Genomic DNA, 26,456 nt, shown 5'->3' on the forward strand with positions numbered 1-26,456 from the left:
CTGTTGCGTGAGCACCTCAGGACATTGTTCTTACGCCCTGCCTTAAAAGGCAGACCACACTGCCCGAGCTCGCGATCAATCGATTGCTTTCTGACGGCAGTTATGCTATTGATTTAGATACGGTGCTGATTTGCGCTGACGACCCGCCGTTAGGCGGGTTTTTCGTTTCGGCAGTGGACAAAGCGGCATGATTCTGCTATCAGCCGCCGCAATTCGTGGTGTAGCCCACTGCGGAGGCTGGTGGCTATGGCCGTTTGCCTATTGATATCAAACCCGAAAGACAGGATTGCCCGTGCAGGTACTCGTCCGCGACAACAATGTTGACCAGGCGCTTCGCGCGCTCAAGAAAAAGATGCAGCGCGAAGGCATCTTCCGCGAAATGAAGATGCGTGGACATTACGAGAAGCCTTCCGAGAAGCGCGCGCGTGAGAAGGCGGAAGCCGTTCGCCGCGCCCGCAAGCTGGCCCGCAAGCGCGCCCAGCGCGAAGGCCTGTTGCCGATGACGCCGCGCCCGGTGGCGGCCGGTGCTGCTGGTGCTCCGCGTCCGCCGCGGTTCTGACGTCAATTTTTCGTCCTTTTCGAAGGATACCCGGGGTGGCGCGATGCGTAATCGCCGCCACCTTTTTGTTTTGAATTCGATCTGGTTCGGGGAGGCCGGTTCGAAGAGAGAACCTGACGGCGCGGCGGCAGTGAGGACAGAGCAGACATGAACGCAACAAGCCTGGAGCGCAGAACCGCAATGCGCGGCTTCGCCCTGACGGCAGCCCTACTTTCTGGCCTGGTGCTTGCCGGCTGCCAGACAGCCCCGACCGCCGGATTCAACAACATCGACAAGGCACAAGGGTCGGCCGAGAACATTTCCTCGCTATCGGCCGTGATCCAGCGCAGCCCCCAGGATCCGGAAGGCTACAATGTGCGCGGCTCGGCCTATGGCCGCGGCGGCCAGTACCAGGCGGCACTCAAGGACTTCAACACCGCCATCCAACTCAATCCGAATTTCTACCAGGCCTATTCGAACCGCGCTCTCATCCATCGCTTCCTCGGCGACCAGGCGGCCGCACTTGCCGACTACAACCACTCGATCCAGATCAATTCCAACTATGACGCCGCTTATATCGGCCGTGGCAATCTCTACCGCAGGGCCGGCCGCACCCAGGAAGCATTCAACGATTTCCAGAAGGCGATCCAGCTCGACACCACAGATGCCCGCGCCTACCACAATCGCGGCCTGATCTATCAGAGCCAGGGCCAGCATGCCTTCGCCATCGAGGATTTCTCGACCGCCATCTCCCTGGCACCGGACGCCGCCGAGCCCTATAATGGCCGCGGCCTTTCCTACCTCGCCACGAACGACGAGGACAATGCCTTCGCGGACATCAACATGGCGATCAAGCTCGACGGCAAGAACGCCGAGGCTTGGTCCAACCAGGCGCTGATCTACGAACGGCGCGGCGACAAGGTGAAGGCGGCGAAATCCTACCGCGAGGCCGTGCGCCTCAACCCCACCTACCAGCCGGCCAAGGATGGCCTGGCGCGCACCGGCGCCGGCTGACCGGCGGCGTCCGGCCTGATATGGCAGGCCTGCCGCTTGGCATGCCTTCGAAACGATCGAGGACTGCGCATTAAAGCGCATCGCATGTAATGGAATTCATGCGATGTGCTTCTAGTTTTTGTTTTTATGCATGTCGTTGTCCCAAACCGCTACGCGCCCTCGGTTCAAGACTTTTGGGCGACATGCGTTAACGCTCGCCTTGATCGCGCCAAGTTTTCGGCGGAACGCTCGCGACGCTTAGCCGTTGTTCAAGGCAATTCGCGAAAGGACCCTCCCATGATCAAGAAACTCGCCTGCGCCGCCGGCCTCGCCGCTACGGTTCTCGCCGCCCCTGCCAGCGCGGGCAGGCTTCAGCTCGGCGTGCTCGACTGCACCATCGACGGTGGCACCGGCTATATCGTCACGTCCAACAAAGGCGTGACCTGCACCTTTCGCCCCCATCATGGCGGCCCTTCCGAAGCCTATACCGGGGTCATTTCCAAGCTTGGCGTCGACGTCGGCAAGACGCATCAGGGCGAATTGATATGGGCGGTTCTGGCAGCCACCGGCAACCGTGCTTCCGGCGATCTTGCCGGCAGCTACTATGGCGTCAACGCCGAGGCCAGCGTGGTGACCGGCGGCGGTGCCAACCTTCTGGTCGGCGGATTGAACAGCGCCTTTTCGCTGCAGCCTCTCAACGTACAGGCGCAGACCGGCGTCAACCTGGCGGTCGCCGTCACGTCGCTGGAGCTGATCCACTCGTACAAATAAGCGGCATAGCGTGGCTCTGAGCGCGGCGCGGAACAGGATAAGACGTTCCGCGCCGCATGATTTTGTGGGGACGCAGAGGATTCAGCTATCCGTGCCGATCATTCCGCGCGCAGCGCTTCGATCGGCTGTAGGCTTGCGGCCTTGCGGGCGGGATAATAGCCGAAGAAGACGCCTACAGCCGCCGCAAAGCCGACAGCCAGCAGGACGGCGCTGAGGTCGATGATCACCGGCCATTGGGCGATAGAGCCAACAGCGATTGCCGCAGCAATCCCGATAGCCGCACCTAGAATACCGCCGAGCAAGGCCAGCGTTGCGGCCTCAACGAGAAACTGGGCAAGGATATCTCGCCGTCGCGCGCCGACCGCAAGCCGCAGTCCGATCTCGCGGACCCGCTCCGTCACCGTCACCAGCATGATGTTCATGATGCCGATCCCGCCCACCACCAGCGAGATTGAGGCCACCGCCGAAAGCAGCAGCGACACCACGCGCGTGGTCGAACCCTCGACATTCGCAGCTTCGGCGAGGTTGCTCACGATGAAGCTGTCTTCCTGACCCGTCCGCAACCGGTGGCGCTGCCACAGAAGGTCGCGGATAGCTGCCATCGTGGCCTCGGCCGAGGCCCAATCGGCGAACTTAACCGTGATGTTGTGGACGAAGGTCGGATTGGCACGGCTCGTGCCGATGAACTGACGTCGCGCCGTCCTCAGCGGCACAAGTGCGATATCGTCCTGATCATCGCCCCATACGCTCTGGCCCTTCCGCTCCAGCAGTCCGATCACCGTGAACGGCACCTCGCGGATGCGGATCGCGGCGCCTAGCGGGTCGGCTTTTCCGAACAACTTCTGCCGCATCGTCGTTCCGAGGAGCACCACGTTGGCGACGCGGTTGTTGTCCTCCGGGGTCATCTCCTGCCCGGCAGTAACCCGCCACTCGCGCGCTGAGAAATATCCCGGCGTCACGCCGCGAAGCACGCCTTGCCAATTGGCGGAGCCGATCGTGAACTGCTCGCGGGCGTGGAGGAGTGGCGCCGCCACCACGACGCCGGGGATTTCCATTCCGATCGCCGCCGCGTCCTCTTCACTCAGCCGCGGCGCGCCACCGGCCCCAAGCCGGACACTGCCCATCTTCGCACTGCCTGGACTGATGCTGATGAGATTGGCGCCGAGGCTGCGGATCTGGGCTGCGATGCGTTCGCGTGCACCAACCCCGATCGCGATCATCACCACGACGGCGGCGACGCCGATGATGATGCCCAACATGGTGAGCGCGCTGCGCAGATGATGGGAGCGTAATGACCGCAGGGCCGTTCTTGTGCTACCGGACATTGTTGTAAGCCAGCGATAGATGGCGAGTGTTACCCAAAGATCGGGCCTGTTGCGCGACAGGGGTGTCGGACACAACGCGACCGTCTCGAAAGGCCACAATGCGATCGGCATGGGCAGCTATCTCGGCCTCATGGGTGACCAGCACAATGGTCAGGCCCTCTCCATTGAGGTGGCGGAAAATTGCCATGATCTCCAGCCCGGTCTGGCTGTCGAGCGCACCGGTGGGTTCATCGGCGAGCAGAAGCAAAGGCTCCGTCACCAGAGCACGGGCAATGGCAACGCGCTGCTGTTGTCCGCCCGAGAGTTCGGCAGGAGTATGTCTGGCCCGATCGGCGAGCCCTACTTTGGCCAGCATCGCCAGGGCTGCGCGCCGCCGTTCTCCAGCCCACATGCGGCGATAGACAAGCGGCAGTTCCACATTTTCCAATGCGCTGGCCCGCGGCAGCAGATTGAACGACTGAAACACGAAACCGATATTGCGATTGCGGATCGCGGCGAGCTCGTCGTGATGGAGTCCGCCGACGTAAACCCCGTTCAGCCGATAGCGACCTTCGCTGGGGCTGTCGAGACAGCCCAGAATGTTCATGAAGGTAGACTTGCCCGACCCCGAAGGTCCGACCACCGCGATGAATTCGCCTCGTTGAATCGTCATGCTCACGCCTTCGAGCGCCCACACCGGGCCTCCGCCAACTCTGTAGCAATGGCGCAGCCGGTCGATTTCGATCAGGGCCATGGATGCCTCACCGCAGCCGGAACTTGACCAGGACTGAAGACGCGTCATCGTCCCGACGCGGAGCAGTGGCAAGCCCTATAAGGACCTGCTGCCCCTCGGTCAGGTCGCCTGCCTGCACCTCCGTCGCACGACCGTCGGTGATTCCAAGCCGGAGCGAAACCAGCTTCGGCTCGCGGTCTGGCCCAATTACAAAGACCTCGCCCGGGCTTCCTGCCTCTACGCCCGTTTCGGCAATGGCCGGCGCGGTTGAGCGCGCCTCGTCCCCGGTATCACTCGGCGGCCGGAAACGCAGAGCCGCATTGGGCACTTTCAAGATGCCCTGTCGCTTAGCCACTACCACGCTCAGATTGGCGGTCATGCCCGGCAACAGCAGCTCATCGGAATTTTCCGTGCCGACCACCACGACGTATGTGACGACATTTTGAACGACCTGCGGCGCTTTGCGTATCTGCTTGACCGTGCCGGTGAAAACTCGGTCTGGATAGGCATCGGCGGTGAAAGTAACCGGCTGCCCAAGCGCAAAACGGCTGATATCGGCTTCCACCACCGAAGCCTCCACCTGCATCTCAGTCAGGTCCTGGGCTATGGTGAACAGGATCGGTGTCTGCAGGCTAGCCGCAAGGGTCTGACCGCCACTGACGGCGCGATCGACCACAGTGCCGGTGACCGGCGCGCGTACATAGGTGCGGTCAAGATCGATTTGGGCCTGCTGAAGCATCGCTTCCTTCTGCTTCACCTGGGCAAGCGTGTTGGCGAGCTCCGCTTCGGCCATGTTGAGTGTCGCCTTGGCGGCTCGAACGGCTGCCGATTGCGACAGTTCCTCCGCCTGGGCGGCAGTCGCCTGCGCCTTGGCAGAATTGTGCTCGGTATTCTCCCGCTCCCATTCACCCAGCGCGATGATCTTCTGCTTGGCCAGGGAACGCTTGCGGTTCACTTCCTGCGCCGCACCATCGAGCGCGATTTCGGCGCGTGCAGTCTGTGCCGCGGCAGAATCATATCTGGCCGCGGCGGTCTCCATCTCTGCCCTGGCCCGCTCGATCTGGGCCCGCTGCACGGAAACCTGCGTTTGGGCCATCTCCCGTTCGGCAAGGGCTTGCGCTACTCTCGCTTCGTAAATTTCCGGCTCAACCCGGGCTATGACCTGGCCTTTGGTGACCTTGGAGTTGAAGTCGACATAGAGTTCCTTCACCCGACCCGAGAGCTGAGAACCGACTTCCACCATAACCAGTGCGTTCAGCGTGCCAGCCGCCTGCACCGTTGTGACGATATCGCCGCGCTCCACGGCTTGCGAGCGATAGGCGAGGGTATCGGGCCTGATGGAGGACGGTTTGAGCAGAGCTGAGAGGTGATTGAAGGCCGACAAAACCTGGCCGGAAGTCGCCGATGGCGTCGGTCCCGTTGAACTCCCGGGCGTCACGGCCGCGCCGAGGATTGCCGTAACGAACAGAATGCTGCGCATCATGTTCTGACCATCTCCAAGTCGGAAGGGAAAGGTAATCCCTTCCGACTTTAATCTGTTCTTGGCATATATAATTTACTCCACCTATATGACAAGACTATCAGAAGCCCGTCGTATAGATGAATATTGTATGGTTCTGGATATTACTGCTTGCATTGGCCTTGATTACCCTCGCAGCCCGTCTCGGTCTTGTTGCCGATGTTGCCCTTGCCGTCAGCCGTATCCTGCGTTGCCGTGCCGAACGCATTGCCATTCACATCCTTCGTGGTCTCATTGCATACGCAGTCCGGAACCGATCCTGTCTTTGTACAAGAGGCCACGCCAGCGGCGCCGCAGAAGTCTGTGCACTGCGTCGCCGACACGCCAGGACAGAGGTTCTGCGCCAGCGCTCCGCCTGGTCCGAGCAACAGTGCCCCACCCATGAAAGCCGCAATCGCGGCCAGCTTTAAACCACTATGTCCAACAATCATGTTCTCCTCCGAATTTTGCCAGAGCTAGAGGGTGCTGCACAGGCCATCTCTGGCACTGGTCGGCAGCATGAGGGCGCAAGAAAGCCCTCGATCCGGCTCGATCGATCATGCCGTGGGAGATGCGGAAGTTATGAGGCCGCCAGCAGCGAGTTAAGCTGCCGGGCCTCCCAAGACTCTTCCGGGTGAAGGGCCTTCTGCGGCGCATAGAACCGCCGCAATGCCTAGCCTGCGCAAATCAGCAGCGCTCATTGTCGTGCTCCAGTGCGGCTGCAAGCAGGATAATATTTCCTATTGCTAATATATTAACCATATCTACGGAAGCTGGCAACAAGTATCTAGGACATACGCCGGTTGACGTGCCGCTAAATCGATTCAGTAAAGCGGCGCCAACATCGCCATCGGTGTCAGCCCGTTCCAGTTGCGCGGCACAGCGGATTGATAGTGGAGCCGGGATGCACGATCACCCTGGCTTCCCGCCTTGATCAGCATCCTCAGCGCACCCGAAAAAAAACCGCTTGAGCTCAACTGCGGTTGAGGTCTTACAAGCCGTTCCCGAAGCGCCGCGTGTCCATTTGGACGCGAAGAGCGTTACACCATTTTGAATCGGCGTATAAGAAAGTTCGGGAGGGCGGGGTGACCGAGACCAGCACAAACAAGGTCGACTGGCGGGCGCTGTGGGCGAGCGGCGATCTGGCGCGCTTCTGCTTCATCAGCCTTGGCATCCTGCTGCATGCCACCAACGAGACGATGGTGGCGACGGTGATGCCGGCCATGGTCGGCGAACTCGCCGGCGTGCAGTTGGTCGGCTGGTCGCTGGCGATCTACGAGCTCGGCGCCATCGTCGCCGGTGCCGCCGCCGGACGGCTGGTGAGTTATGTCGCGCTGCGCACCAACATGGTGGTGGCCGCCCTGCTCTACGCGGCCGGTGCCCTGGTCTGCGCCATCGCGCCCTCCATGCCGCTGTTCCTGGCCGGGCGCCTGATCGAGGGGCTTGGCGGCGGCGCGCTGGTCTCGCTGGCCTTCGTCTCGGTCGAGCGGCTGTTTCCACGCATCATCTGGCCGCAGCTGTTCGGCGTCATGTCGGCGATCTGGGGCGTTGCCGCCTTCAGCGGGCCGATTCTGGGTGCGTTGATGACCGAGCTGCTCTCCTGGCGCTGGGCTTTCGGCATCTTCACGCTCGGCGGCACGACCATGGCGCTGGCGAGCTTCATCGTGCTTAACACACCCGAGGCGACCGGGCCGCGCGCGATCGTTGGGGTGGCGCCGCCCTTCCCCTTTGCCGCGCTCGGCTGCCTTGCCGTCAGCGTCGTGCTGATCGCCACAGCCGGTGTCGACATTGCCCTGCTGCGCTCGTCCCTGCTGCTCACCCTCGGCCTGGCAGGCCTCGCGCTGTTCATCCGCATCGACGCGCTGAAGCCGGCCTCGCGACTGTTCCCGTCGCGGCTGTTCTCATGGCGTTCGCCGGTTGGCGCAGGCATGACCATGGTCGCCGCCTTTTCGGTGGCGACCTGTTCCTTCGCCGTCTACGGACCGCTGCTGCTGACCAGCCTGCACGGCATTCCGATCCTGACCACCGGCTATATCATCGCCGCCGAATCGATCGCCTGGTCGATCCTGTCGATCCTCGTCGCCAATGCCCCGCCGGAGCGCGAACGACTGATCATCACCGGCGGCGCGCTGATGATCGCGACGGGCATCGCCGGCTTCGCCTATGCGGTGCCGGCGGGTTCGATTCCGCTGATCCTGTTTTGCGCCTTGCTGCAAGGCGGCGGCTTCGGCATTGCCTGGCCCTTCGTCACGCGCGTGATCGTGGCATCGGCCAGGAACGACGAGCAGACGATCGCCTCCGCCGCCGTGCCGACGATGCAGCGCATCGGCTATGCGGTGGGTGCGGCACTGACCGGCATCGTCGCCAACGCCAGCGGTTTCTCCGAAGGCCTGAACCGTGAGGCCGCGGCAAATGTCGCTGCCTGGCTGTTCCTCGCCTTCGTGCCGCTCGGGATTGTCGGGTGCCTCGCCGCCCTCAGGATTTCGGGGCCGGCGGCCCGGCCACAGGAAGCACCGGGATAGGCGCCTAAAGCGCGTCGCATTTGAACGGATTCATGCGACGCGCTCTAAGCTCTTGTTTTGATGCCTGTCGTTATCGCAAAACCGCTGCACACTTTTGCGCGACATGCGTTAGGCGCCTTGAGATCAGGTCAGGCCGAGCCGATCATCAGTCTATCCTGTAGAGATGAACCGGCTTATGAGGCGCGCGTTTGATGACGCCTTTTGCCTCGAGGTCGAGCTGGACGGCTTTCAACCACCATCCAGCCGTCTTGCCTTGCGGAAAGAGGTCGTCGTCAAGCAGGGGCAGAAGCGCCTCTTTCGCGTCTGCGACTTTCAGTCCAGGCGACTCGCTCGGCAAGGCGGTCAGAAGCGCAGTGCGCATCGCCATGTATTTCGCGCGATCAACCCGTTCGGTCCGCCCGGGGATGTTGACGTTCTCGATTTCGATCTTGTCGTCAGGCATCGATCTTCCTCACCAATTCGACCTTCGGGTTCCGAAATCCCATGGCGGCCCACGCTCCCAGAAGCTTTGCATAGAAGGACACCGTATGGCTTTTCAGATTGGGAATGTCGTTCGGCAGGTTGGAAGCATCGGGCAGGTCGCCAGTCATCGTTCGCATTTCGGCTCTCGGCCGCGCCTCGTCCGGCCAGAGGTGCAGATAGATGCTCAGCCAGTGCGCGCCCTTCAGTTCCAGGAAAACCGGCGTATTGCAGCAGGTCGCGACGACACGGCGCGAACCCGCATCGGCCGACAGCCGGAACTCACTCAGATGCTTCGCGCCGGACAGGATCCGGACTCGATCCTTGCGATATTCTGCGCTAGGCGTTGCGCCATAGGATGTAAGGATGTTCCTTGCGCCGGGGAGCGTCGCAAGACGATCCGCGGCAGCCCTGCAGCTGTTGCATAGGCATTCGGACACGAGGATCGGTGCTCCCAGCACCTCGAAGCGTGTCCGTCCGCAGGCGCATCCGATCTCAGTGGCTCCACTCATCTGTGTCATCCTCCGCGACGTGAAACAGGTGCCGGATATACCGGTCGAGATGGTCGAGACTTTCTTGCGCAAGCGCGGGATCGTTCCCTGCCTTGGCGAGGATGAACCCGCCCTGGATGACGGCTTGCGTGTATCGTGCGAGGCTCTCGGCCGTCCAATCGTCCGTGATACCATGATCCCGCCGCGCGGCCTCGATGTCGGCCTCCAGCGTGGCCGTATGGCCGAAGATGCTGCGGCCACAGGCATCGCGAATGTCAGGGGCGCTTGCGTAGACCTCCTGCGCCATGGTTCCGACCAGACAGGTAAACTCGGCGAGGTCGCCCGCGATGATCGCCTTGCGGAAAGCGACATAGGCGAGAACGCGCTCCAGGGCATCGGCCGGATCGTGATACGGCGCGGCTGCAAAGAAACCGGACGTCGTCTCTGCCCAGAATTCGGCCGCCGCGATTCCCAGAGCATCCTTGCTGCCAAAGTTATGGAAGAACGCCCCTTTTGTGACAGCGGCCGTTCTGCAGAGGTCATCGACGGTGGTGGCGGCGAAGCCTTTTGCGCGGATGATATCCCGCGCCGCCTCGAGGAGCCTGATACGAGCGCTGCCGCGTTCGGGGGACTGTTTGGTTGGTCTGGGCATATCGGATACATACCATACAGTCGGTATATGTCAACGACCAGGCTTGCCGTGCTGCGCTACGGAACAGCTACACCGGCTCCACCTACGCTCAGCCTGATATCAGACGGGACGCAGCCATTCTCCGCATCGCGGCGAGAGCCCGGGGCTCGAAGCGGCCGTAACGCTTAACCGAATTGATGGGTCCTAGACGACGATCGTCTTCAGCCGCTCGGCAATCAAGGCGGCGAGCCGCGTCGCCACCTCGCCCTTGCTCATCTCGGGCCATTCGTCGATGCCGGCTTTCGAGACGATCCGCACCTTGTTGCGGTCGCCGCCCATCACGCCCGGAGATCCTGCGCCTTCGTGGGACACGTCATTGGCGACGATGAAGTCGGCGCCTTTCTTCCTGAGCTTGGCCTCGGCGTTCCTGACGAGATCCTGCGTCTCGGCGGCGAAGCCGACGACCAGGCTGGGCCGCTGCCTGTGATGACCGACACCGGCAAGAATATCGGGGTTTTCGACCATCTGCAGTGCCGGCGGCCCCTCGCCCGCCACCTTCTTGATCTTCTCCCCGGCCGAGGTCACGCTGCGCCAGTCAGCCACCGCCGCGACGAACACAGCCGCGTCAGCCGGCAGCAGCTGTTCGACCGCGTCCTTCATCTCATTCGCGGTTTCGACGTGGAGCGTGGTGACGCCCACCGGATCGGCAATGCCGACCGGACCGGAGACGAGGCGCACATCGGCGCCCAGCCTTGCCAGCGCCGCCGCGATGGCATGACCCTGCTTGCCGGACGAACGATTGGCGATGTAGCGCACCGGGTCGATCGGCTCATGCGTAGGTCCTGAGGTGACGATGATTTTTCTGCCTGCCAGTGGCTTCGGCCTGATATCGAGCAGCGCCTCGATCGCGGCGACGATCTCCAGCGGCTCGGCCATACGGCCCTCGCCCGCCTCGTTGCTCTCGGCCATCTCGCCCTTTGCCGGGCCGACGAATGCAATCCCGTCCTTCTGCAACGTCGCGCGGTTGCGCCGCGTCGCCGGATGCGACCACATTTTCGGGTTCATGGCGGGCGCCATCAAGACCGGCTTGTCGGTGGCGATGAGCACTGTGGAGCCGAGGTCGTTGGCATGGCCGTTGGCAAGCTTCGCCATCAGGTCGGCGGTGGCCGGCGCCACCACCACAAGATCGGCCTCGCGCGACAGCCTGATATGGCCGACATCGTGCTCGTCGTTGCGGTCGAACAGATCGGTGAAGACGCGGTCGGCGGACAACGCTCCGACCGACAGCGTAGTGACGAACTCCTGCGCGGCTGAGGTCATCACCACCCGCACCGCGGCGCCCCGCTCGCGCAGCCGACGGATCAGGTCCAGCGCCTTATAGGCGGCGATGCCGCCGCCGATGATCAGCAGGATGCGCTTGCCGGAGAGGCTGCCTCGCGGGGTCTGGTTGGATACCGCAGCAACTGGCGTGGCCGGACCGTGCGAGCCTGTCAATTCGCGGAGGGTTTTCTCGATCTGCTCGATGCGGCCGGCCGGACCGAGTTGTCCTTCGACCGCGGCCCGGATCATGATCCGCGCCTGTTCTTCCATCGACCGGTCATTCTCTGCCGCCAGCCGGCGCAGCAGGTCCTTGACCTCGTCATCGAGGTTGCGAATGGTGATGCTGGCCATATGATTGCACTTTTGCTAGCAACGTTGAATGCAATGATAGCAATGCTATCAATTCAGGGCAAGCCGCTAGCCATGATCCAGAATCGCGGTGGAGACGGGTTTTCAGAAAAGGCTATGGATCAGGCTCTAGAAAATCCGCCACGCAATGTAGACCAGCGTCAGCGCGATCACCCACAGCGCCAGCCGGCCGGATCTGCTATAGCGCGCCTCGGCCTTGCCGATGGCGCGCGCAGTCTTTTGGTCGAAGCGCAGGCCGTGCTCGGCCATCAAATCGATCTCGCACGACAGCCGCTCGGTGCGAGCGGCAAGGTCCGGCGCCTGGCGAGCCAGCGCCAGCAGCGCGTTGGCACCGTCGCGTGCGTCGGCCAGCAGAGCGCGCGGGCCGAGATTGCCCGATATCCAGCCGCCGACAACCGGTTCGGACGTCTTCCACATGTTGAAGGCCGGGTCGAGCGTGCGAGCAACACCCTCGACCACGACCATGGTCTTCTGCAGCAGCACCAGCTCGGATCGTGTCGCCATATCGAAGAGGTCGGTCACCTCGAACAGAAGCGTCAGCAGCTTGGCCATCGAAATGGTATCGGCCGGCTGGCCGTGGATCGGCTCGCCGATCGCCCGGATCGCCTGGGCGAAGGCCGCGACATTGTGCTGGCGCGGCACGTAGCCGGCCTCGAAATGCACTTCGGCGACGCGCAGATAGTCGCGGGTGATGAAGCCGTAGAGGATTTCGGCGAGGAACCGGCGCTCCTTCTTGCCGAGCCGCCCGGCAATGCCGAGATCGACGGCGACGATGGTGCCGTCGGCCTCGACGAACAGGTTTCCCGGATGCATGTCGGCGTGGAAGAAACCGTCGCGCAGCGTTTGGCGCAGGAACGACTGGATCAGATTGGCGGCGATCGCCTTCAGGTCGTGGCCCGCGGCAGCGAGGCCGGCAATGTCGTTCAACTTGATGCCGTCGACCCATTCCATGGTCAGCACGTCGCGGCCGGTGCGTTCCCAATCGACCGTCGGCACGCGAAAGCCGGGATCGTCCTTGGTGTTCTCGCCGAGCTCCGAAAGCGCTGCCGCCTCGAGCCTCAGATCCATTTCGATCTTGGTGGTCTGCGCCAGCGTCTCGGTCACTTCGACCGGCCGCAGCCGGCGCGACGACGGGATGTATTTCTCCTGGAGGCGGGCAGCGAGAAAATAGCTTTCGAGATCGCGAAAGAAACGGCGCCGCACGCCCGGCCGGATGACCTTCACCGCCACCCGCGAACCGACGCCGTTCTGCAGGGTTTCGGCGGTATGGACCTGCGCAATCGAGGCAGCGGCGACCGCTTCGCCGAAACTGGCGTAGAGCTCGCCGACCTTGCGCCCAAGCGAAGCCTCTATCGCCGCTATGGCCTCGGCCTGCGGAAATGTCTGCATCTTGTCCTGCAGCATGGCGAGGTCGAGCGCTATGTCGTTGCCGACGACATCGGGCCGCGTCGCCAGGAACTGGCCGAGCTTGACGTAGGATGGGCCGAGCCGGACGACCGCCTTGGCCAGCCGGTCGCCACGCTCATAGGCAAGCGCGCGGCGGCGGGTGAACAGCCGTGCCATCCGCCAGCCGAATTTCGGCAGGCCGGAGAGCTCGTCGCCCGGCAAGGCCGCCACGACGCCTTCGCGGACCAGCACCCAGCCGGCCCGTACGAGCCTGAAACCCGCGCCAAGCCTGCTCATGACTGCCCTTGCCCCGCCGATCTCCTAGACCGGCGAAGGGCACACCGAATATGAAAAATACGGGCCAGCCTCAAAGCTTCCAGCCCGAATGAAGCGCAGCGATGCCGCCGGAATAATTGCGGAAAGAGGCGCGGTCGAAGCCGGCCCGGGAAATCATCGCCGCAAAATTCTGCTGATTGGGGAATTTGCGGATCGATTCGACCAGATAGGAATAGGGCTCGTCGTCACCGGTGACCACCTTGCCGATCCTGGGGATGGCGTTGAACGACCACGCCTCATAGACCTTATCGAGCAGCGGCATGTCGACCTCGGAAAATTCGAGGCAGAGAAAGCGTCCGCCGGGCTTCAGCACGCGATAGGCTTCCGCAAGCGCCACATCGATGCGCGGCACATTGCGAATGCCGAAGGCGATCGTGTAGGCGTCGAATGTGGCGTCAGCGAAAGGCAGTTCCTCGGCATTGGCCTCGACGAAATCGGTATTTGCCGTCAGGCCCTTTTTCTCGGCCCGCTCGCGGCCGACGGCGAGCATAGAGCCGTTGATGTCGAGAACCGTGACATGGGCGTTCCTGCCGCTCGCCTCGACGATGCGAAAGGCGATGTCGCCGGTGCCGCCGGCAACGTCGAGAACGCTCCAGCCCGGTCGTTTCGGTGGATTGAGCCATGCTACCATCGCGTCCTTCCACAGCCGGTGCAGGCCGGCCGACATCAGGTCGTTCATCAGGTCGTAGCGGTTCGCCACCTTGTGGAAAACGTCGTTGACCAGGGACTGCTTCTCGCCCGCCCCCACACGCTTGAAACCATAGGAGGTCTCCATGCCGCCAACGGCCGTGGTTCTCTCAACCGACATTATTTTTGATCCGCCATAAAACCGGCGGGACCATAGCCGATCGATGGTGCGGACGCTATTGTTTAAGGCGCGGTGTTCGGCCGCGCTCCCGGGCCGTGGAAACATGCTTGTGGGTCCACGGCCCGGGCTGAACTGACGGGATGACTGCATGCCTTTGAAAGCGGAACTGCACTGCCATATCGAAGGGGCAGCGGCGCCCGAACTCGTCATCCGCCAGGCGCAGAAATATGGTAAGGACACTTCGCCCTACATTCAGAACGGCTCTTTCGTCTGGCACGATTTCACCTCCTTCCTTGCCGCCTATGACTTCTCCTCCGACCTGTTCCGCACCGAAGAGGATTATGCGCGGCTGGCCGACCATTACCTGACCAGCCTCGCCCGCGACGGCGCCATCTATTCCGAGATATTCACCTCGCCGGACCACGCCGGGAAGGCCGGCCTGTCGCCCAAGGCCTATACGGACGCGCTCGGCGAAGGCATTGCGCGCGCCAAGGCCAAGACCGGCATCGAAGGCCGCATGATCGTCACCGGCGTGCGCAACGCCGGCGTCGAATCGATCGAGCGGGCGGCACGCTTCGCGGCCCGCTGCGGACATCCGCTGGTCACCGGCTTCGGCGTCGCCGGCGACGAGCGGATAGGCGATCTGGAGGACTATGTCAGGGCCTTCGAAATCGCGCGCGAGGCCGGTCTCGGCATCACCGTCCATGCCGGCGAACTGATGGGCTGGGAGAGCGTCGCGGCCGCACTCGACCACATCCGCCCGTCCCGCATCGGCCATGGCGTGCGGGCCATCGAAAACCCCGACCTTGTCCGGCGCATCGCCGACGAAGGTGTCGTGCTCGAATGCTGCCCCGGCTCCAACATCGCGCTGAAGGTCTTCGACAGTTTCGCCGACCACCCTTTTCCGGCACTGCGGGCGGCGGGTTGCAAGGTGACGCTCAACTCCGACGATCCGCCCTATTTCTGGACGTCGCTGAAGCGCGAATACGACATCGCCGCCGAGCATTTCTCGATGAACGACAAGGCGCTCGCCGCCGTCACCAGAACCGCAATAGAGGCCGCCTTCGTCGACAAGAAGACCAGGACGGCGCTTCTCACCCGCCTCAACGGCACCACCCGCTAACGCTCTCCTCCTGCAAAAACTGTGGTCGGTGATCGCAAACAGTTCCTTGGCCGGCGCATTGCCGCTAGGGTTCGCCCAAGCAGCCGGAATTTCAGGAGAACACCATGAAGGGCGTCACAGTCGTCGACCACCCGCTTGTCCAGCACAAGCTGACCATCATGCGCAAGAAGGAAACCTCGACGGCCGGCTTCCGGCGGCTGCTGCGCGAGATCTCGCTGCTGCTCGGCTACGAGGTCACCCGCAACCTCGAACTGACGACGACCACGATCGAAACGCCGATCGAGACGATGGAAGCGCCGACGCTGGAGGGCAAGAAGCTGGTCTTCGCTTCGGTGCTGCGCGCCGGCAACGGCTTGCTCGAAGGCCTGCTCGATCTGGTGCCGGCGGCGCGCGTCGCCCATATCGGTCTTTACCGCGATCATGAGACGCTGGAAGCGGTCGAATATTTCTTCAAGGCGCCGAGCGATCTCGCCGACCGGCTGGTGATCGTCGTCGACCCGATGCTGGCGACCGCCAATTCGGCGATCGCGGCGATCGACAAGCTGAAAGGACGCGGCGCCACCAACATCCGCTTTCTCTGTCTCCTGGCGGCGCCCGAGGGCATCGAGCGCTTCACCGAGGCGCATCCCGATGTCCCGGTCTTCACCGCTTCCATCGACCGCCAGCTCAACGAGAAGGGCTACATCATGCCCGGCCTCGGCGACGCCGGCGACCGCATGTACGGCACCAAGTGATCGTTTACCGATCGTTTACGCAAATGCATGGTTTCGGCGCCGGTTAAAGCGGCAAACACCATGTCGCGATAAGCATGGGCCGTCACAAAGGCCGGTCCATGCTGCGCAAACTTCTCATCCTTGGCGTGCTCGCCGGAACGTCAGTGTCGTTCCCGATCCTCTATCAGTCGAACCCGCAGATGCTGGACGGTCTGCTGAAATCGGCGGTCGGAGACAGGCCGACTGTCGAAACGCAAACCGACCTGAACCTGGCCACGGTTCCCGAGAGACCGACGACGCCGCAGCCGCTCGGCCGCAAGGTCGTGGTCACGGCGGACGCGCGCGGGCATTTCACGTCGGCGTTCAAACTCAACGGCCGACAGGTCGACGGCATGATCGACACCGGCGCGACGCTGGTCGCCATCAACAGTTCGACGGCACGCAGGATCGGCATTTCACTGAACCCGTCGGACTTCCGCCACGAGGTCAACACCGCCAACGGCGCGATCGGGGCTGCCTTGGTGACGATCGACCGCCTGCAGATCGGCAAGATCACGGTCGACGGCGTCCAGGCGGTCGTGCTCGACGACAAGGCGCTACGCACCAACCTGATCGGCCTGAGTTTTCTCCAGCGGCTTGAGAAATATCAGGTCGAAAACGGCGCGCTGCTGCTCGTCCAGTAGACCATGATCCCGAACCGCAGGTCCGCGTCAGCGAAAAATGGAAACCGGTTTTTGCTTCGCTGACCTTCGGTTCGGAAAAGATCATGATCCAACAAGAAGGCACAGCCTTGCTGACTGGATCACCCGCGCGGCAGGATCCGCCGGATGACGGTCTTTTCGGCGGGCGGCTTCGAAGCGCCGACCGCATAGGCCGAAAGCACGGTGGCCGCGGCCGCCTCGGCATCCCCGGCATTGCGGGCATGGACCAGCGCCAGCGCCTCGCCGGCATGCACCTCCGCACCGACCGGCAATAGCCTGGTGATGCCGACCGCATGATCGATGCTGTCGTCCGGCCGTATGCGCCCGCCGCCAAGCCCGACCACCGCAAGCCCGATGTCGCGGGTCGCGATGCCGGTGACGAAGCCGTTTTCGGTCGCCTTGACCGCAAGCTCCGTCGCCGCCTTCGGCAGGTATTTTTCCGGCTTCTCGACGAAATCGGCCGGACCGCCAAGTGCCGCCACCATGCGCGCGAAGACGGCGGCGGCGCCGCCGCCGGCCAGGGTCTCGGCGGCGCGCCGCATGCCGTCCTGGTTGGACGAGACCAGCCCGGCCAACTGCAGCATGTCTGCGGCCAGCGCCAGCGTCACGTCCTCCAGCCGCCGGTCACGGAAGCGGCCGGTGAGGAAATCGACGGCATTGCGCACCTCGACCGCATTGCCGGCTGCCGACGCCAATGGTTCGTTCATGCCGGTGACCAGCGCCGAGGCCTTCAGGCCGGCACCGGTGGCGATTTCGACCAGGCTGTTCGCCAGAGCCGCTGCGTCGCGCGACTTCTCCATGAAGGCGCCGTTGCCGACCTTCACGTCGAGCACCAGCGACTGCAGGCCAGCGGCCAGTTTCTTCGACAGGATCGAGGCGGTGATCAGTGGCACCGATTCGACGGTTCCCGTCACGTCGCGGATCGCGTAGAGCCTGCGGTCGGCGGGCGCGAGATCGGCCGTCTGGCCGATGATGGCGCAGCCTGTTTCGAGCACCACCTTCCGGAACCGCGCAACGTCCGGCTGGCTGATGTAGCCGGGAATGGCATCCATCTTGTCCAGCGTGCCACCGGTATGGCCGAGGCCGCGACCGGAAATCATCGGCACATAGGCGCCGCAGGCGGCGACGATCGGTGCCACCATCAGCGAGGCATTGTCGCCGACGCCACCCGTCGAATGCTTGTCGGTGACCGGGCCCGGCAGGTCCGACCAGTCGAGCACGTCGCCGGAATCGCGCATGGCAAGCGTCAGCGCCACCGCCTCGTCGCGGCTCATGCCGTTGAAGAACACCGCCATGGCGAAGGCCCCGACCTGCCCGTCCGAGACGGTGCCTGCGGTCACGCCTTCGATGAAACTGGCGATCTCCTGCGCCGACAGCTTGTGGCCGTCGCGCTTGCTGCGGATGATTTCCTGGGGAAGCATCAGGCCGGGACCTTACTCTCCGGTAACCCGTCCTGGAACACACGCTGGAGAATGGTCGCCAGCCGCGCGCCGCCGACCGGCGCCATGTCCTTGGTCTCCTGGTGCGAAAGCTCCGCCCCGGTCATCCCGGCGGCTAGGTTGGTGATGACCGAACAGGCGGCGACGCGCAGACCGAGGAAACGGGCGAGGATGACCTCCGGCACGGTCGACATGCCGACGGCGTTGGCGCCCATGATGCGCGCCATGCGGATCTCGGCGGGCGTCTCGAAGCACGGCCCGGAGAACCACATATAGACGCCCTTGTGCAGCGCGGTAGCCGTCGCCTTGGCCGCCTTTTCGATCGACGAGCGGAGGCCGGCATCATAGGCCTCGGTCAGGCCGACGAAGCGGCGGTCGCTCGGCTCACCGATCAGCGGGTTGGAGCCCGAGAAATTGATGTGGTCGGTGATCAGCATCACCGAGCCCGGCCCCATCTCCGGATCGACCGAGCCGGCGGCATTGGTGAGGATCAGTTCCGAAATGCCGAGGCCGGCGAGCACCTCCAGCGCCGGCCGCATCGCGGCCGCGTTGCCGTGCTCGTAATAGTGGGCGCGGCCGGACAGCATCAGCACCGGCGTGCCGGCAAAACGTCCCGCCACCACCTCACCGGCATGGCCTGTGACGCCGCTTCTGGGAAAGCCCGGCAATTCGGCATAGGAAATGCGCACCGAATCCTCGACCTGGTCGACAAGCCCACCAAGGCCCGAACCCAGCACCAGCGCGGTGGCGGGCGCCAGCCCGTCCAGCCTTTCGACAAGATGGTCGAGCGCTTCCTTCATCTCAGCCAGCTCTTCATTTCAGCCAAATTTTCATTTCAACCAAATCTTCATTTCAAAGTGTCGCCCTGGAAGCCGTAGGGCAGCATATCGCCCATGGTCACGGTCTCGACCACACCGCCATTGTCGCACAGATAGACTTTGGTTTCCGGCCGGCAGAATTCGGCCAGCCGCTGCCGGCAGCCGCCGCAAGGCGAGCATTTCGCCATGCGCTTGGCGATCACGGCGATCTCCGTGATCCTGCCGCCGCCGCCCATGATGTAGTGGCCGAGCGCTGTGGTCTCGGCGCACCAGCCTTCCGGATAGGACGCGACCTCGACATTGGCGCCGGCAAAGACGCGGCCGTCCTCGGTGCGAAGTGCTGCCCCGACCGGGAATTTCGAATAGGGCGCATAGGCCTTGGCCATGGCGGCCTTGGCCGCTTCGAACAGATCATGAGCCATTTATTTTCCTTTCGCATGGTCCGGTCCGGAAACCGGCTGAGGTTCGGAGCCATGCTTAGCGCTCCTTCACATAAGGCACGCCGCCGGCACGCGGCGGGATCGCCTTGCCGATGAAGCCGGCGAGCAGGATAACGGTGAGGACATAGGGCAGCGCCTGCATGAATTGCACCGGCACCTTGCCGATCAGCGGCAGCGGCGTGCCTTGCAGGCGGATCGACAGCGCGTCGAGAAAGCCGAACAGCAGGCAGGCGAACATGGCGTTGACCGGTTTCCACTTGGCGAAGATCAGCGCGGCCAGTGCGATGTAGCCCTTGCCAGCGGTCATGTCCTTCACGAAGCCGCCGTTCTGCACCATCGACAGATAGGCGCCGGCAATGCCGGTGAGCACGCCGGTGCAGATCAGCGCCCGGTAGCGCAGCCAGGCGACCGAGATGCCGGCGGTGTCGACTGCGGCCGGGTTCTCGCCGACCGCGCGCAGGCGCAAACCGAAGCGGGTACGGAACAGCACCCACCAGGTGAACGGTACCGCGACGAACGCGAGATAGACCAGCACGGAATGGCCGGAGATCAGCTCCGAATATATCGGTCCGAGGATCGGCACGCCCCTGAGCGCGTCCGCACCGGGCCAGATGACCGCTCCGAACCGCTCGCCGCTGCCTAGCGCCGGGGTGCGTCCGCCTTGCTGGAACCAGGCCTGGCCGAGCATGATGGTCGACCCGGCGGCGATGAAATTGATCGCCACGCCGGAGACGATCTGGTTGCCGCGATGGGTGATCGAGGCAAAGCCGTGGATCAGCGCGAAGGCGACCGAGATGAGGATGGCCATGCCGAGGCCGAGATAGGCAGAATGGAAGACCGAGGCTGCGGCGGCACCAGCGAAGGCGCCGACCAGCATCTTGCCTTCGAGCCCGATGTCGAAGACGCCGGCCCGCTCCGAATAGAGACCGGCGAGGCAGGCGAGCAGAAGCGGCACCGACAGGCGGATGGTCGAGTCCAGAACCTGGACGATGGCGTTGAACAGATCCATCTCAGGCCCCCTTCCCCTTGACCGCTTCCATGCCGACCGTTCTCGGGCTGAGCGAGGCGAAGAGCGCCTGGACATAAGGCCGGAACATGTGCTCGAGCGCGCCGGCGAACAGGATGACCAGGCCCTGGATGATGACGATCATGTCGCGGCTGATCGCCGGCATCTCGAAGGCGAGCTCGGCGCCACCCTGGTAGAGCATGCCGAACAGGATTGCCGCCAGCACGATGCCGACCGGGTGCAGGCGCCCCATCAGCGCCACGGCGATACCGACGAAGCCGGCACCGGAGACGAAATCGAGCGCCACATTGTGCTGGTCGCCCATCGTCGGATTGAGCGCCATCATGCCGGCGAGCGCGCCCGAGATCATCATGGCCATGATGATGATGCGGGTTTCCGAAATGCCTGCATAGCGTGCCGCTTTCGGGCTGTGGCCGTAGGTGCGCATCTCGTAGCCGAACCTGGTGCGCCAGATCAGCACCCAGACCAGAAAGGCCATGGCCAGCGCCAGCAGGAAGGAGACGTTGAACGGCGCCGAGCGGATCTTGGCGCCGAACAGTTCGATGACCCAGTTGAGCTTCGGCAGTTGCGCGCCGTCGAGGAAGGTGCGCGTCTGCGGCGCCATGGAGCCGGCGGGCTTCAGCACGCCCACCAGCGCATAGACCATGACGCTGGCGGCGATGAAGTTGAACATGATGGTGGTGATGACGATGTGCGAACCGCGCTTGGCTTGCAGATAGGCAGGGATCAGCGCCCACAGCGCCCCCATCGCCGCGGCGGCGACGATCGCCAGCGGGAAGGTGAGCCACCATGGCAGCACACTGTCGAAGGCCAGGCAGACGATGCCGATGCCGAGACCGGCGATATAGCCTTGGCCCTCGCCACCGATGTTGAACAGGCCGCAATGCGCCGCAACCGCCACGGAAAGCCCGCTGAAGATGAAAGTGGTGGCGTAGAAAAGCGTGAACGCAATGCCTTGCCCACGGCCGAAGGCGCCCTCGACCAGGACGGCGGCGGCGCGCAATGGATTTTCTCCAACCAGAAGCACGACGAGGCCGGCGACGACGAAGGCAACGAACAGATTGATCACCGGGATCAGCCCATAATCGGCCCACGCCGGCAGCTTGGCGTAAGGAGTGCTCATTGCGCCGCCTCCTGGTGCTCGACGCCGGCCATCAGCAGGCCGAGCTCGCCTTCAGTCGCCTCCGGGCCGCGTTCGCCAACGATGCGGCCGGCAAACATCACCAGGATGCGGTCGGACAGCGAGCGTATCTCATCGAGCTCGACCGACACCACCAGCACCGCCTTGCCCTGGTCGCGCATGGCTATGAGGCGCTTGTGGATGAATTCGATGGCGCCGACATCGACGCCGCGCGTCGGCTGGCCGACGATCAGCACGCCCGGATCCTGTTCCATTTCCCGCGCCAGCACGATCTTCTGCTGGTTGCCGCCGGAGAAATTGGCGGTCTTGAGCCGGCAGTCCGCCGGGCGGATGTCGTATTTGGCTATTCTGTCCCTGGCGTCGTCGCGAATGGCATCGACGTTGAGGAACGGGCCTCTGAGATAGCGAGGGTGGTCGTGATAGCCGAGGATCGAATTCTCGTTCTCCTCGAAGGCCAGCACCAGGCCGACGTGATGGCGGTCCTCCGGCACATGGGCGAGACCGCGGTCGCGCAGCTCGCCGGGATCGGCCGCCCCGGTGAGGTCGATCGGCTTGCCGTCGAGCATGACGGAGCCCGAGACGGCGCGCCTGATGCCGGAAATCGCCTCGAGCATTTCAGATTGCCCATTGCCGGCGACGCCGGCGATGCCGACGATCTCGCCGGCGCGCACATCGAAGGAGATGTCGTCGACCACGGTGACGCCGCGAGAATCCTTCACCGTCAGGTTCTTGACCGCGAGCTTGACGCCGCCGGCTTCCGCTTCGCCCTTCTCGACCCTCAGAAGCACGCGCCGCCCGACCATCAGTTCGGCCAGCTCCCCGACCGTGGTCTTCTTGGTTTCGCGCGTCGCCACCATCGTGCCCTGGCGCATGACCGAGACCGTGTCGGTGATCGCCATGATCTCACGCAGCTTATGGGTGATCAGCACCACCGTCTTGCCCTGCTCCTTCAACTGCTTGAGGATGCGGAACAGGTGATCGGCCTCGGCAGGCGTCAGCACGCCCGTCGGCTCGTCGAGGATCAGGATCTCGGCGCCGCGATACAGCGCCTTGAGGATTTCGACACGCTGCTGCAGGCCGACCGGCAACTCCTCGATGATCGCATCGGGATCGACCTCCAGCCCGTATTCGCGCTCGAGCCGTTCCAGTTCGGATCGCGCCTTGGCGATGCTCTTCTTCAGCAATGCATCGCTTTCGGCGCCGAGAATGACGTTTTCCAGCACCGTGAAATTGTCGACCAGCATGAAATGCTGATGCACCATGCCGATGCCGAGCGCGATGGCGTCGTTTGGCGATTTGATCGACGCCGGCTGGCCGCCGACGTGGATTTCGCCGCTGTCGGCCTGATAGAAACCGTAGAGGATCGACATCAGCGTCGACTTGCCGGCACCGTTCTCGCCGACAATGCCGTGGATGGTGCCGCGCACGATCTCCAGATTGATATCTCGATTGGCGCGAACGGCGCCAAAACTCTTGTTGATGCCGATCAGCTCGATTGCGGCTTGCGCCATGCAGCCTGTCCCACTCTTATTTTTTTATCGCTTGGTCAAAACGCCTAGCATGACGCACCGCTTGTGCCAATTGGTCGGAGCAGCATCCACTCTCGACAAATCCCCGCGCGCTTGTCAATTTCGAACGTGGCCGCTGCCTTCACATTCGCTATCGCATCGGCCTGAAAACCGGATTCGATTTTGCTGCTGACCTTCGGTTCAGAAAGCACGATGCGAAGATTGTCGGTGCTTAAGCGCACTTTATGCGTCCAATTGGGCGCGCGTCGCTCTAATATGGCGAATCCCGAAATTCGCATCTCTTGGGAGTTGCGCAGCAGGAACCCGAGGTTTTTCACAATGACCATGCCCGCTGACCGGCTGACGACGCTGGAAATCCGCGCCGCCGAGCAGGAGAAGACCATCGAGGAACTGTCCGGCCAGATCGCCGAGCAGTGGAAGGTGATCGAGCGTATGCAGCGCAAGCTCGATGCGCTGACCGACCGGTTCCTGGCGCTGGAGGAACAGGCCGCACCCGACGTGCCGATAACCAAGCCGCCGCATTGGTGAGCCTACGGAGAAAGTCGAAGCCGCCGGATTTTCACCCGGCGGCTTCGATCGGATCCGCGATGTCGGTCGATCAATACGGGCAGGAATTGTCCGACATGTAGTCGTGCACCTTGACGGTACCGGCGATAATGTCGGCCTTGGCCTTTTCAACCGCCGCCTTCATTGCGTCGTCGACAAGGTCCTTGTTGTTGTCGTCCATGGCGTAATCGACGCCGCCTTCCTTAAGGCCGAGATCGTTGATGCCAGCGGTGAACTTGCCGTCCTTGGCGTCCATGAAGCTATTGTAGACGGCAACGTCGACACGCTTGACCATGGAGGTCAGCACCTTGCCTGGCTGCAGGCCGTTCTGGTTGGAATCGACGCCGATGCCGAGCTTGCCGGCATCCGCCGCTGCCTGCAGCACGCCGACACCGGTTCCGCCCGCCGCCGCGTATATCACGTCGGCGCCCTGGTCGATCTGCGTCTTGGCGATCTCGCCGCCCTTGGCCGGATCGTTCCAGGCTGCCGGCGTGTCGCCGGTCATGTTCTGGATGACGTCGGTCGCGCCGGCCGCCTTGGCGCCGCCGACATAGCCGCAGCCGAATCTGCGGATCAGCGGAATGTCCATGCCGCCGACGAAGCCGACCTTCTTGGACTTCGAGGCCATCGCCGCCATCACGCCGACAAGGTAGGACCCTTCCTGCTCCTTGTAGACGAGGGAGCGGACATTAGGCTTGTCGACGACCATGTCGATGATGGCGAATTGGGTTTCGGGAAACTCGACGGCGATCTTCTCCAGCGCGTCCGCCCAGGAAAAGCCCGCCATGACGATCGGGGTGCGGCCATCCTCGGCGAAACGGCGCAGCGCCTGCTCGCGCTGGGTCGCGTTACTGACCTCGAATTCCACATAGGCAATGCCGGTTTCGGTCTTGAATTTTTCGGCGCCATTGTAGGACGCCTCGTTGAACGACTTGTCGAACTTGCCGCCGAGGTCGTAGAGAAGCGCGGGCTGAATGTCCGCGGCGAAGGCCGGAAGAACCATTGCAGTTGCGGCCAGGAGGCCGAGAACGATACGTTTCATGTGATCCACACCCTGTCGGTTATTTTTTCCGTTACGCACCGCATGCCTGCCCGGTTCTCCGGCAGGCATGCGACATCAGACAGGAGTGTCTTCCTCCCGCTTCGGGCCAATCTGGCACGGCCCGAAACAAAATTCACGCGGAATTTTGACCTTTTGGAAAAGCGTGGCGCCGGGATGCGGCGCCACGACAAGCTCCCGTTGCCAAGGCCTCAAGCGGAGACGGCAGCAGGGATGGCGCAGGTGACGCCGGTGCCTTGCAGGCCGCAATAGCCGTAGGGATTCTTCGCCAGATATTGCTGGTGGTCTTCCTCGGCGAAGTAGAACTGCGGTGCCGGCGCGATCTCGGTGGTGATCTTGCCGCGGCCGGCGCCGCGCAACGAGGCCTCATAGGCGTCGCGCGAAGCGATCGCCGCCTGGTACTGTGCATCGCCAAACGTGTAGATCGTCGAGCGATAGGTGGTGCCGACATCGTTGCCCTGGCGCATGCCCTGCGTCGGGTCATGGCTTTCCCAGAACAGCTTCAGAAGCTCGCCATAGGAGACGATCTTCAGATCGTAGACGACGAGCACGACTTCGGCATGGCCGGTGAGACCGGTGCAGGTTTCCTGGTAGGTCGGATTGGGGGTGACACCGCCGGCATAGCCGACTGCCGTGACCCAGACACCTTCAAGCTGCCAGAACAGGCGCTCGGCGCCCCAAAAGCAGCCCAGTCCGAACATCGCCGTCTCCAGCCCTTCGGGATAAGGCCCCTTGAGCGGCCTTTTCGAGACAAAGTGCTTGGATGCCGTTGGGATAGGCTTGGCGCGGCCTGGCAGCGCCTCGGCAGGCTTCGGCAGATTGAGCTTCTTGTTCAGCATGTCGCTGAGAAAAAACATGCGCAGTCTCCCTTTCTCTTTTTGTTGGGGACGCTGGAAGTCGTCACGTCGAGGCGAACCGCCCGGTCGGCCGCTCTCGCCTGTAGCCGATCATGTAGAGAATGAAGGCAAGCACCGCGAACACCGCGAAACCGGGCTGGCTGAGCGCCCAGGCGAAGGTGCCATCCCATAGCAGCGAACCGACCTTGTCGCGGACGAAGCTTTCGAAGGCGCTCCGCGTATCCGGCGAGACGGCGAGCCAGCTTGTGTTGAGCGGGGTCATGACTAGCGCGGAGGCCGCCACCGAGCGTGTCGCGTCGAGCACCGCCATGATGACGGAAACCGAAAGCGCAACCATTGCCGCGAGGCGGAAAAGAAAGCGAAGCATGCAGACCCTTCCCCCTCCAGACTTTAGCAGACTTCCAACATCTGTTTCGAACACAGAGATAGTGCGCGCGCGCTTTGTTCGCAATCGCGACACGCGAATTTGAAGCTACGCCGGTCATCGACCGAGCGCGCACCTACGCCACCAGTCTCATGCTGCAGCCGTCGCCGCATCGAAAGCCTTGCGCCAGCAGCATCGCAAAACCGTTGGTGCCCGGCTTAACGATTAGAGCGCCGTTATGACTTGGCATTCGACGCCGGATCGACTAGATGAGCCCCGCGCCTGTTGCTTTGACGGCTCAGGTGGGGGGAAAGGGTGTCCGCTGGTTGACGGCGCCCACGGTGCGGAGTTCCGGGCCGGAATCCCAAGGGAGACGCATCTCCCCAACCCGCGCGGCAAACCGGCCGGCGCGAAATGCCAGGACGGAGAGGTGGCCGAGTGGTTGAAGGCGCACGCCTGGAAAGTGTGTTTACGGGAAACCGTAACGCGGGTTCGAATCCCGCTCTCTCCGCCAGCAAATCTCAATAAACCGCGCTGCC

At 63.2% G+C, this 26,456-nt stretch carries 28 protein-coding genes and 1 tRNA gene; 9 read left to right on the forward strand and 20 right to left on the reverse strand.

Going from position 1 to position 26,456, the window contains the following annotated elements; translation table 11 throughout:
* Nucleotides 1-292 precede the first annotated feature (292 nt).
* From rpsU to E5X88_RS12620, 3 genes are all read left to right on the forward strand, one after another.
* Nucleotides 293-559 carry a 30S ribosomal protein S21 gene (gene rpsU, locus E5X88_RS12610; RefSeq protein WP_023797519.1) on the forward strand — a complete coding sequence of 89 codons (267 nt, stop codon included), beginning with the start codon at nucleotides 293-295 and terminating at the stop codon, nucleotides 557-559.
* Nucleotides 560-706: 147 nt separating this feature from the next.
* Nucleotides 707-1,552: a tetratricopeptide repeat protein gene (locus E5X88_RS12615; RefSeq protein WP_292161624.1), complete on the forward strand. Its 846-nt coding sequence runs from the start codon at nucleotides 707-709 to the stop codon at nucleotides 1,550-1,552.
* A 276-nt stretch (nucleotides 1,553-1,828) separates the two neighbouring features.
* Entirely contained in the window at nucleotides 1,829-2,302 is a 474-nt protein-coding gene (locus E5X88_RS12620; protein WP_126034642.1) for a DUF992 domain-containing protein, read from the forward strand.
* Between the two features lie 98 nt (nucleotides 2,303-2,400).
* On the opposite strand, the gene E5X88_RS12625 is transcribed toward E5X88_RS12620, so the two are convergent.
* From E5X88_RS12625 to E5X88_RS12640, 4 genes are all read right to left on the reverse strand, one after another.
* A complete protein-coding gene (locus E5X88_RS12625; RefSeq protein ID WP_292161625.1) occupies nucleotides 2,401-3,561 on the reverse strand; it encodes an ABC transporter permease in 1,161 nt (386 codons plus the stop codon).
* A gap of 55 nt (nucleotides 3,562-3,616) precedes the next feature.
* Complete coding sequence (locus E5X88_RS12630) at nucleotides 3,617-4,360, reverse strand: ABC transporter ATP-binding protein (protein ID WP_292161628.1); 744 nt, start codon at nucleotides 4,358-4,360, stop codon at nucleotides 3,617-3,619.
* A gap of 7 nt (nucleotides 4,361-4,367) precedes the next feature.
* Nucleotides 4,368-5,822: an efflux RND transporter periplasmic adaptor subunit gene (locus E5X88_RS12635; RefSeq protein ID WP_292161630.1), complete on the reverse strand. Its 1,455-nt coding sequence runs from the start codon at nucleotides 5,820-5,822 to the stop codon at nucleotides 4,368-4,370.
* A gap of 140 nt (nucleotides 5,823-5,962) precedes the next feature.
* Complete coding sequence (locus E5X88_RS12640) at nucleotides 5,963-6,289, reverse strand: hypothetical protein (RefSeq protein ID WP_292161633.1); 327 nt, start codon at nucleotides 6,287-6,289, stop codon at nucleotides 5,963-5,965.
* 633 nt (nucleotides 6,290-6,922) lie between these two features.
* Between E5X88_RS12640 and E5X88_RS12645 the strand changes: the two genes are divergently transcribed.
* Entirely contained in the window at nucleotides 6,923-8,359 is a 1,437-nt protein-coding gene (locus tag E5X88_RS12645) for an MFS transporter (RefSeq protein ID WP_292161635.1), read from the forward strand.
* A 145-nt stretch (nucleotides 8,360-8,504) separates the two neighbouring features.
* On the opposite strand, the gene E5X88_RS12650 is transcribed toward E5X88_RS12645, so the two are convergent.
* The 6 genes from E5X88_RS12650 to ubiE form a co-directional block, all read right to left on the reverse strand.
* Nucleotides 8,505-8,801 (reverse strand): hypothetical protein, encoded by a 297-nt coding sequence (locus E5X88_RS12650; protein ID WP_292161636.1) that lies wholly within the window; start codon nucleotides 8,799-8,801, stop codon nucleotides 8,505-8,507.
* Nucleotides 8,794-9,330 (reverse strand): DUF6151 family protein, encoded by a 537-nt coding sequence (locus E5X88_RS12655; RefSeq protein ID WP_292161637.1) that lies wholly within the window; start codon nucleotides 9,328-9,330, stop codon nucleotides 8,794-8,796. The genes E5X88_RS12650 and E5X88_RS12655 overlap by 8 nt, the downstream gene beginning before the upstream one ends.
* The gene (locus tag E5X88_RS12660) at nucleotides 9,314-9,961 is read right to left on the reverse strand and encodes a TetR/AcrR family transcriptional regulator (protein ID WP_292161638.1); all 648 of its coding nucleotides are present in this window, start codon (nucleotides 9,959-9,961) and stop codon (nucleotides 9,314-9,316) included. Before E5X88_RS12660 ends, E5X88_RS12655 begins: the two co-directional genes overlap by 17 nt.
* A 183-nt stretch (nucleotides 9,962-10,144) precedes the next feature.
* Complete coding sequence (coaBC, locus tag E5X88_RS12665; protein ID WP_292161639.1) at nucleotides 10,145-11,611, reverse strand: bifunctional phosphopantothenoylcysteine decarboxylase/phosphopantothenate--cysteine ligase CoaBC; 1,467 nt, start codon at nucleotides 11,609-11,611, stop codon at nucleotides 10,145-10,147.
* 126 nt (nucleotides 11,612-11,737) lie between these two features.
* Entirely contained in the window at nucleotides 11,738-13,312 is a 1,575-nt protein-coding gene (ubiB, locus tag E5X88_RS12670) for a 2-polyprenylphenol 6-hydroxylase (RefSeq protein WP_292161641.1), read from the reverse strand.
* A gap of 70 nt (nucleotides 13,313-13,382) precedes the next feature.
* A complete protein-coding gene (gene ubiE, locus E5X88_RS12675) occupies nucleotides 13,383-14,159 on the reverse strand; it encodes a bifunctional demethylmenaquinone methyltransferase/2-methoxy-6-polyprenyl-1,4-benzoquinol methylase UbiE (RefSeq protein WP_292161642.1) in 777 nt (258 codons plus the stop codon).
* A 148-nt stretch (nucleotides 14,160-14,307) separates the two neighbouring features.
* On the opposite strand from ubiE, the gene E5X88_RS12680 reads away from it, so the two are divergent.
* The 3 genes from E5X88_RS12680 to E5X88_RS12690 all read left to right on the forward strand — a co-directional run bounded on the left by E5X88_RS12680 (nucleotide 14,308) and on the right by E5X88_RS12690 (nucleotide 16,678).
* A complete protein-coding gene (locus E5X88_RS12680; protein WP_292161644.1) occupies nucleotides 14,308-15,282 on the forward strand; it encodes an adenosine deaminase in 975 nt (324 codons plus the stop codon).
* Nucleotides 15,283-15,386: 104 nt separating this feature from the next.
* Nucleotides 15,387-16,016 carry a uracil phosphoribosyltransferase gene (upp, locus tag E5X88_RS12685; RefSeq protein WP_292161645.1) on the forward strand — a complete coding sequence of 210 codons (630 nt, stop codon included), beginning with the start codon at nucleotides 15,387-15,389 and terminating at the stop codon, nucleotides 16,014-16,016.
* Nucleotides 16,017-16,114: 98 nt separating this feature from the next.
* A complete protein-coding gene (locus tag E5X88_RS12690) occupies nucleotides 16,115-16,678 on the forward strand; it encodes a TIGR02281 family clan AA aspartic protease (RefSeq protein WP_292161647.1) in 564 nt (187 codons plus the stop codon).
* Nucleotides 16,679-16,797: 119 nt separating this feature from the next.
* On the opposite strand, the gene deoA is transcribed toward E5X88_RS12690, so the two are convergent.
* From deoA to E5X88_RS12725, 7 genes are read right to left on the reverse strand one after another with little or no spacing between them, the layout of a single operon-like run.
* Entirely contained in the window at nucleotides 16,798-18,117 is a 1,320-nt protein-coding gene (gene deoA, locus E5X88_RS12695; RefSeq protein ID WP_292161649.1) for a thymidine phosphorylase, read from the reverse strand.
* Complete coding sequence (locus E5X88_RS12700) at nucleotides 18,117-18,935, reverse strand: purine-nucleoside phosphorylase (protein ID WP_292161651.1); 819 nt, start codon at nucleotides 18,933-18,935, stop codon at nucleotides 18,117-18,119. Before E5X88_RS12700 ends, deoA begins: the two co-directional genes overlap by 1 nt.
* 47 nt (nucleotides 18,936-18,982) lie before the next feature.
* A complete protein-coding gene (cdd, locus tag E5X88_RS12705; RefSeq protein ID WP_292161652.1) occupies nucleotides 18,983-19,375 on the reverse strand; it encodes a cytidine deaminase in 393 nt (130 codons plus the stop codon).
* 55 nt (nucleotides 19,376-19,430) lie between these two features.
* Nucleotides 19,431-20,402, reverse strand: a complete 972-nt coding sequence (locus tag E5X88_RS12710; RefSeq protein WP_292161654.1) for an ABC transporter permease — start codon at nucleotides 20,400-20,402, stop codon at nucleotides 19,431-19,433.
* 1 nt (nucleotide 20,403) lies between these two features.
* Nucleotides 20,404-21,543 (reverse strand): ABC transporter permease, encoded by a 1,140-nt coding sequence (locus tag E5X88_RS12715; protein ID WP_292161655.1) that lies wholly within the window; start codon nucleotides 21,541-21,543, stop codon nucleotides 20,404-20,406.
* Complete coding sequence (locus E5X88_RS12720) at nucleotides 21,540-23,072, reverse strand: ABC transporter ATP-binding protein (RefSeq protein WP_292161656.1); 1,533 nt, start codon at nucleotides 23,070-23,072, stop codon at nucleotides 21,540-21,542. Before E5X88_RS12720 ends, E5X88_RS12715 begins: the two co-directional genes overlap by 4 nt.
* Nucleotides 23,073-23,116: 44 nt before the next feature.
* Nucleotides 23,117-23,416, reverse strand: a complete 300-nt coding sequence (locus tag E5X88_RS12725; RefSeq protein WP_292161657.1) for a hypothetical protein — start codon at nucleotides 23,414-23,416, stop codon at nucleotides 23,117-23,119.
* Here E5X88_RS12725 and E5X88_RS12730 point away from each other — a divergent pair.
* The gene (locus E5X88_RS12730) at nucleotides 23,409-23,618 is read left to right on the forward strand and encodes a SlyX family protein (RefSeq protein WP_292161659.1); all 210 of its coding nucleotides are present in this window, start codon (nucleotides 23,409-23,411) and stop codon (nucleotides 23,616-23,618) included. The two genes, E5X88_RS12725 and E5X88_RS12730, sit on opposite strands and share 8 nt — an antisense overlap.
* Nucleotides 23,619-23,688: 70 nt before the next feature.
* Here E5X88_RS12730 and E5X88_RS12735 read toward each other — a convergent pair whose 3' ends face one another.
* The 3 genes from E5X88_RS12735 to E5X88_RS12745 form a co-directional block, all read right to left on the reverse strand.
* A complete protein-coding gene (locus tag E5X88_RS12735; RefSeq protein WP_292161661.1) occupies nucleotides 23,689-24,678 on the reverse strand; it encodes a BMP family ABC transporter substrate-binding protein in 990 nt (329 codons plus the stop codon).
* A 209-nt stretch (nucleotides 24,679-24,887) separates the two neighbouring features.
* A complete protein-coding gene (msrA, locus tag E5X88_RS12740; RefSeq protein ID WP_292161663.1) occupies nucleotides 24,888-25,553 on the reverse strand; it encodes a peptide-methionine (S)-S-oxide reductase MsrA in 666 nt (221 codons plus the stop codon).
* A 43-nt stretch (nucleotides 25,554-25,596) separates the two neighbouring features.
* Nucleotides 25,597-25,920, reverse strand: coding sequence for a hypothetical protein (locus E5X88_RS12745; protein ID WP_292161665.1), 324 nt, complete (start codon nucleotides 25,918-25,920; stop codon nucleotides 25,597-25,599).
* A 421-nt stretch (nucleotides 25,921-26,341) separates the two neighbouring features.
* Here E5X88_RS12745 and E5X88_RS12750 point away from each other — a divergent pair.
* Nucleotides 26,342-26,431, forward strand: a tRNA-Ser gene (locus tag E5X88_RS12750).
* Nucleotides 26,432-26,456: the final 25 nt, after the last annotated feature.

This window comes from Mesorhizobium sp., assembly GCF_004962245.1.
Lineage (GTDB): Bacteria > Pseudomonadota > Alphaproteobacteria > Rhizobiales > Rhizobiaceae > Mesorhizobium.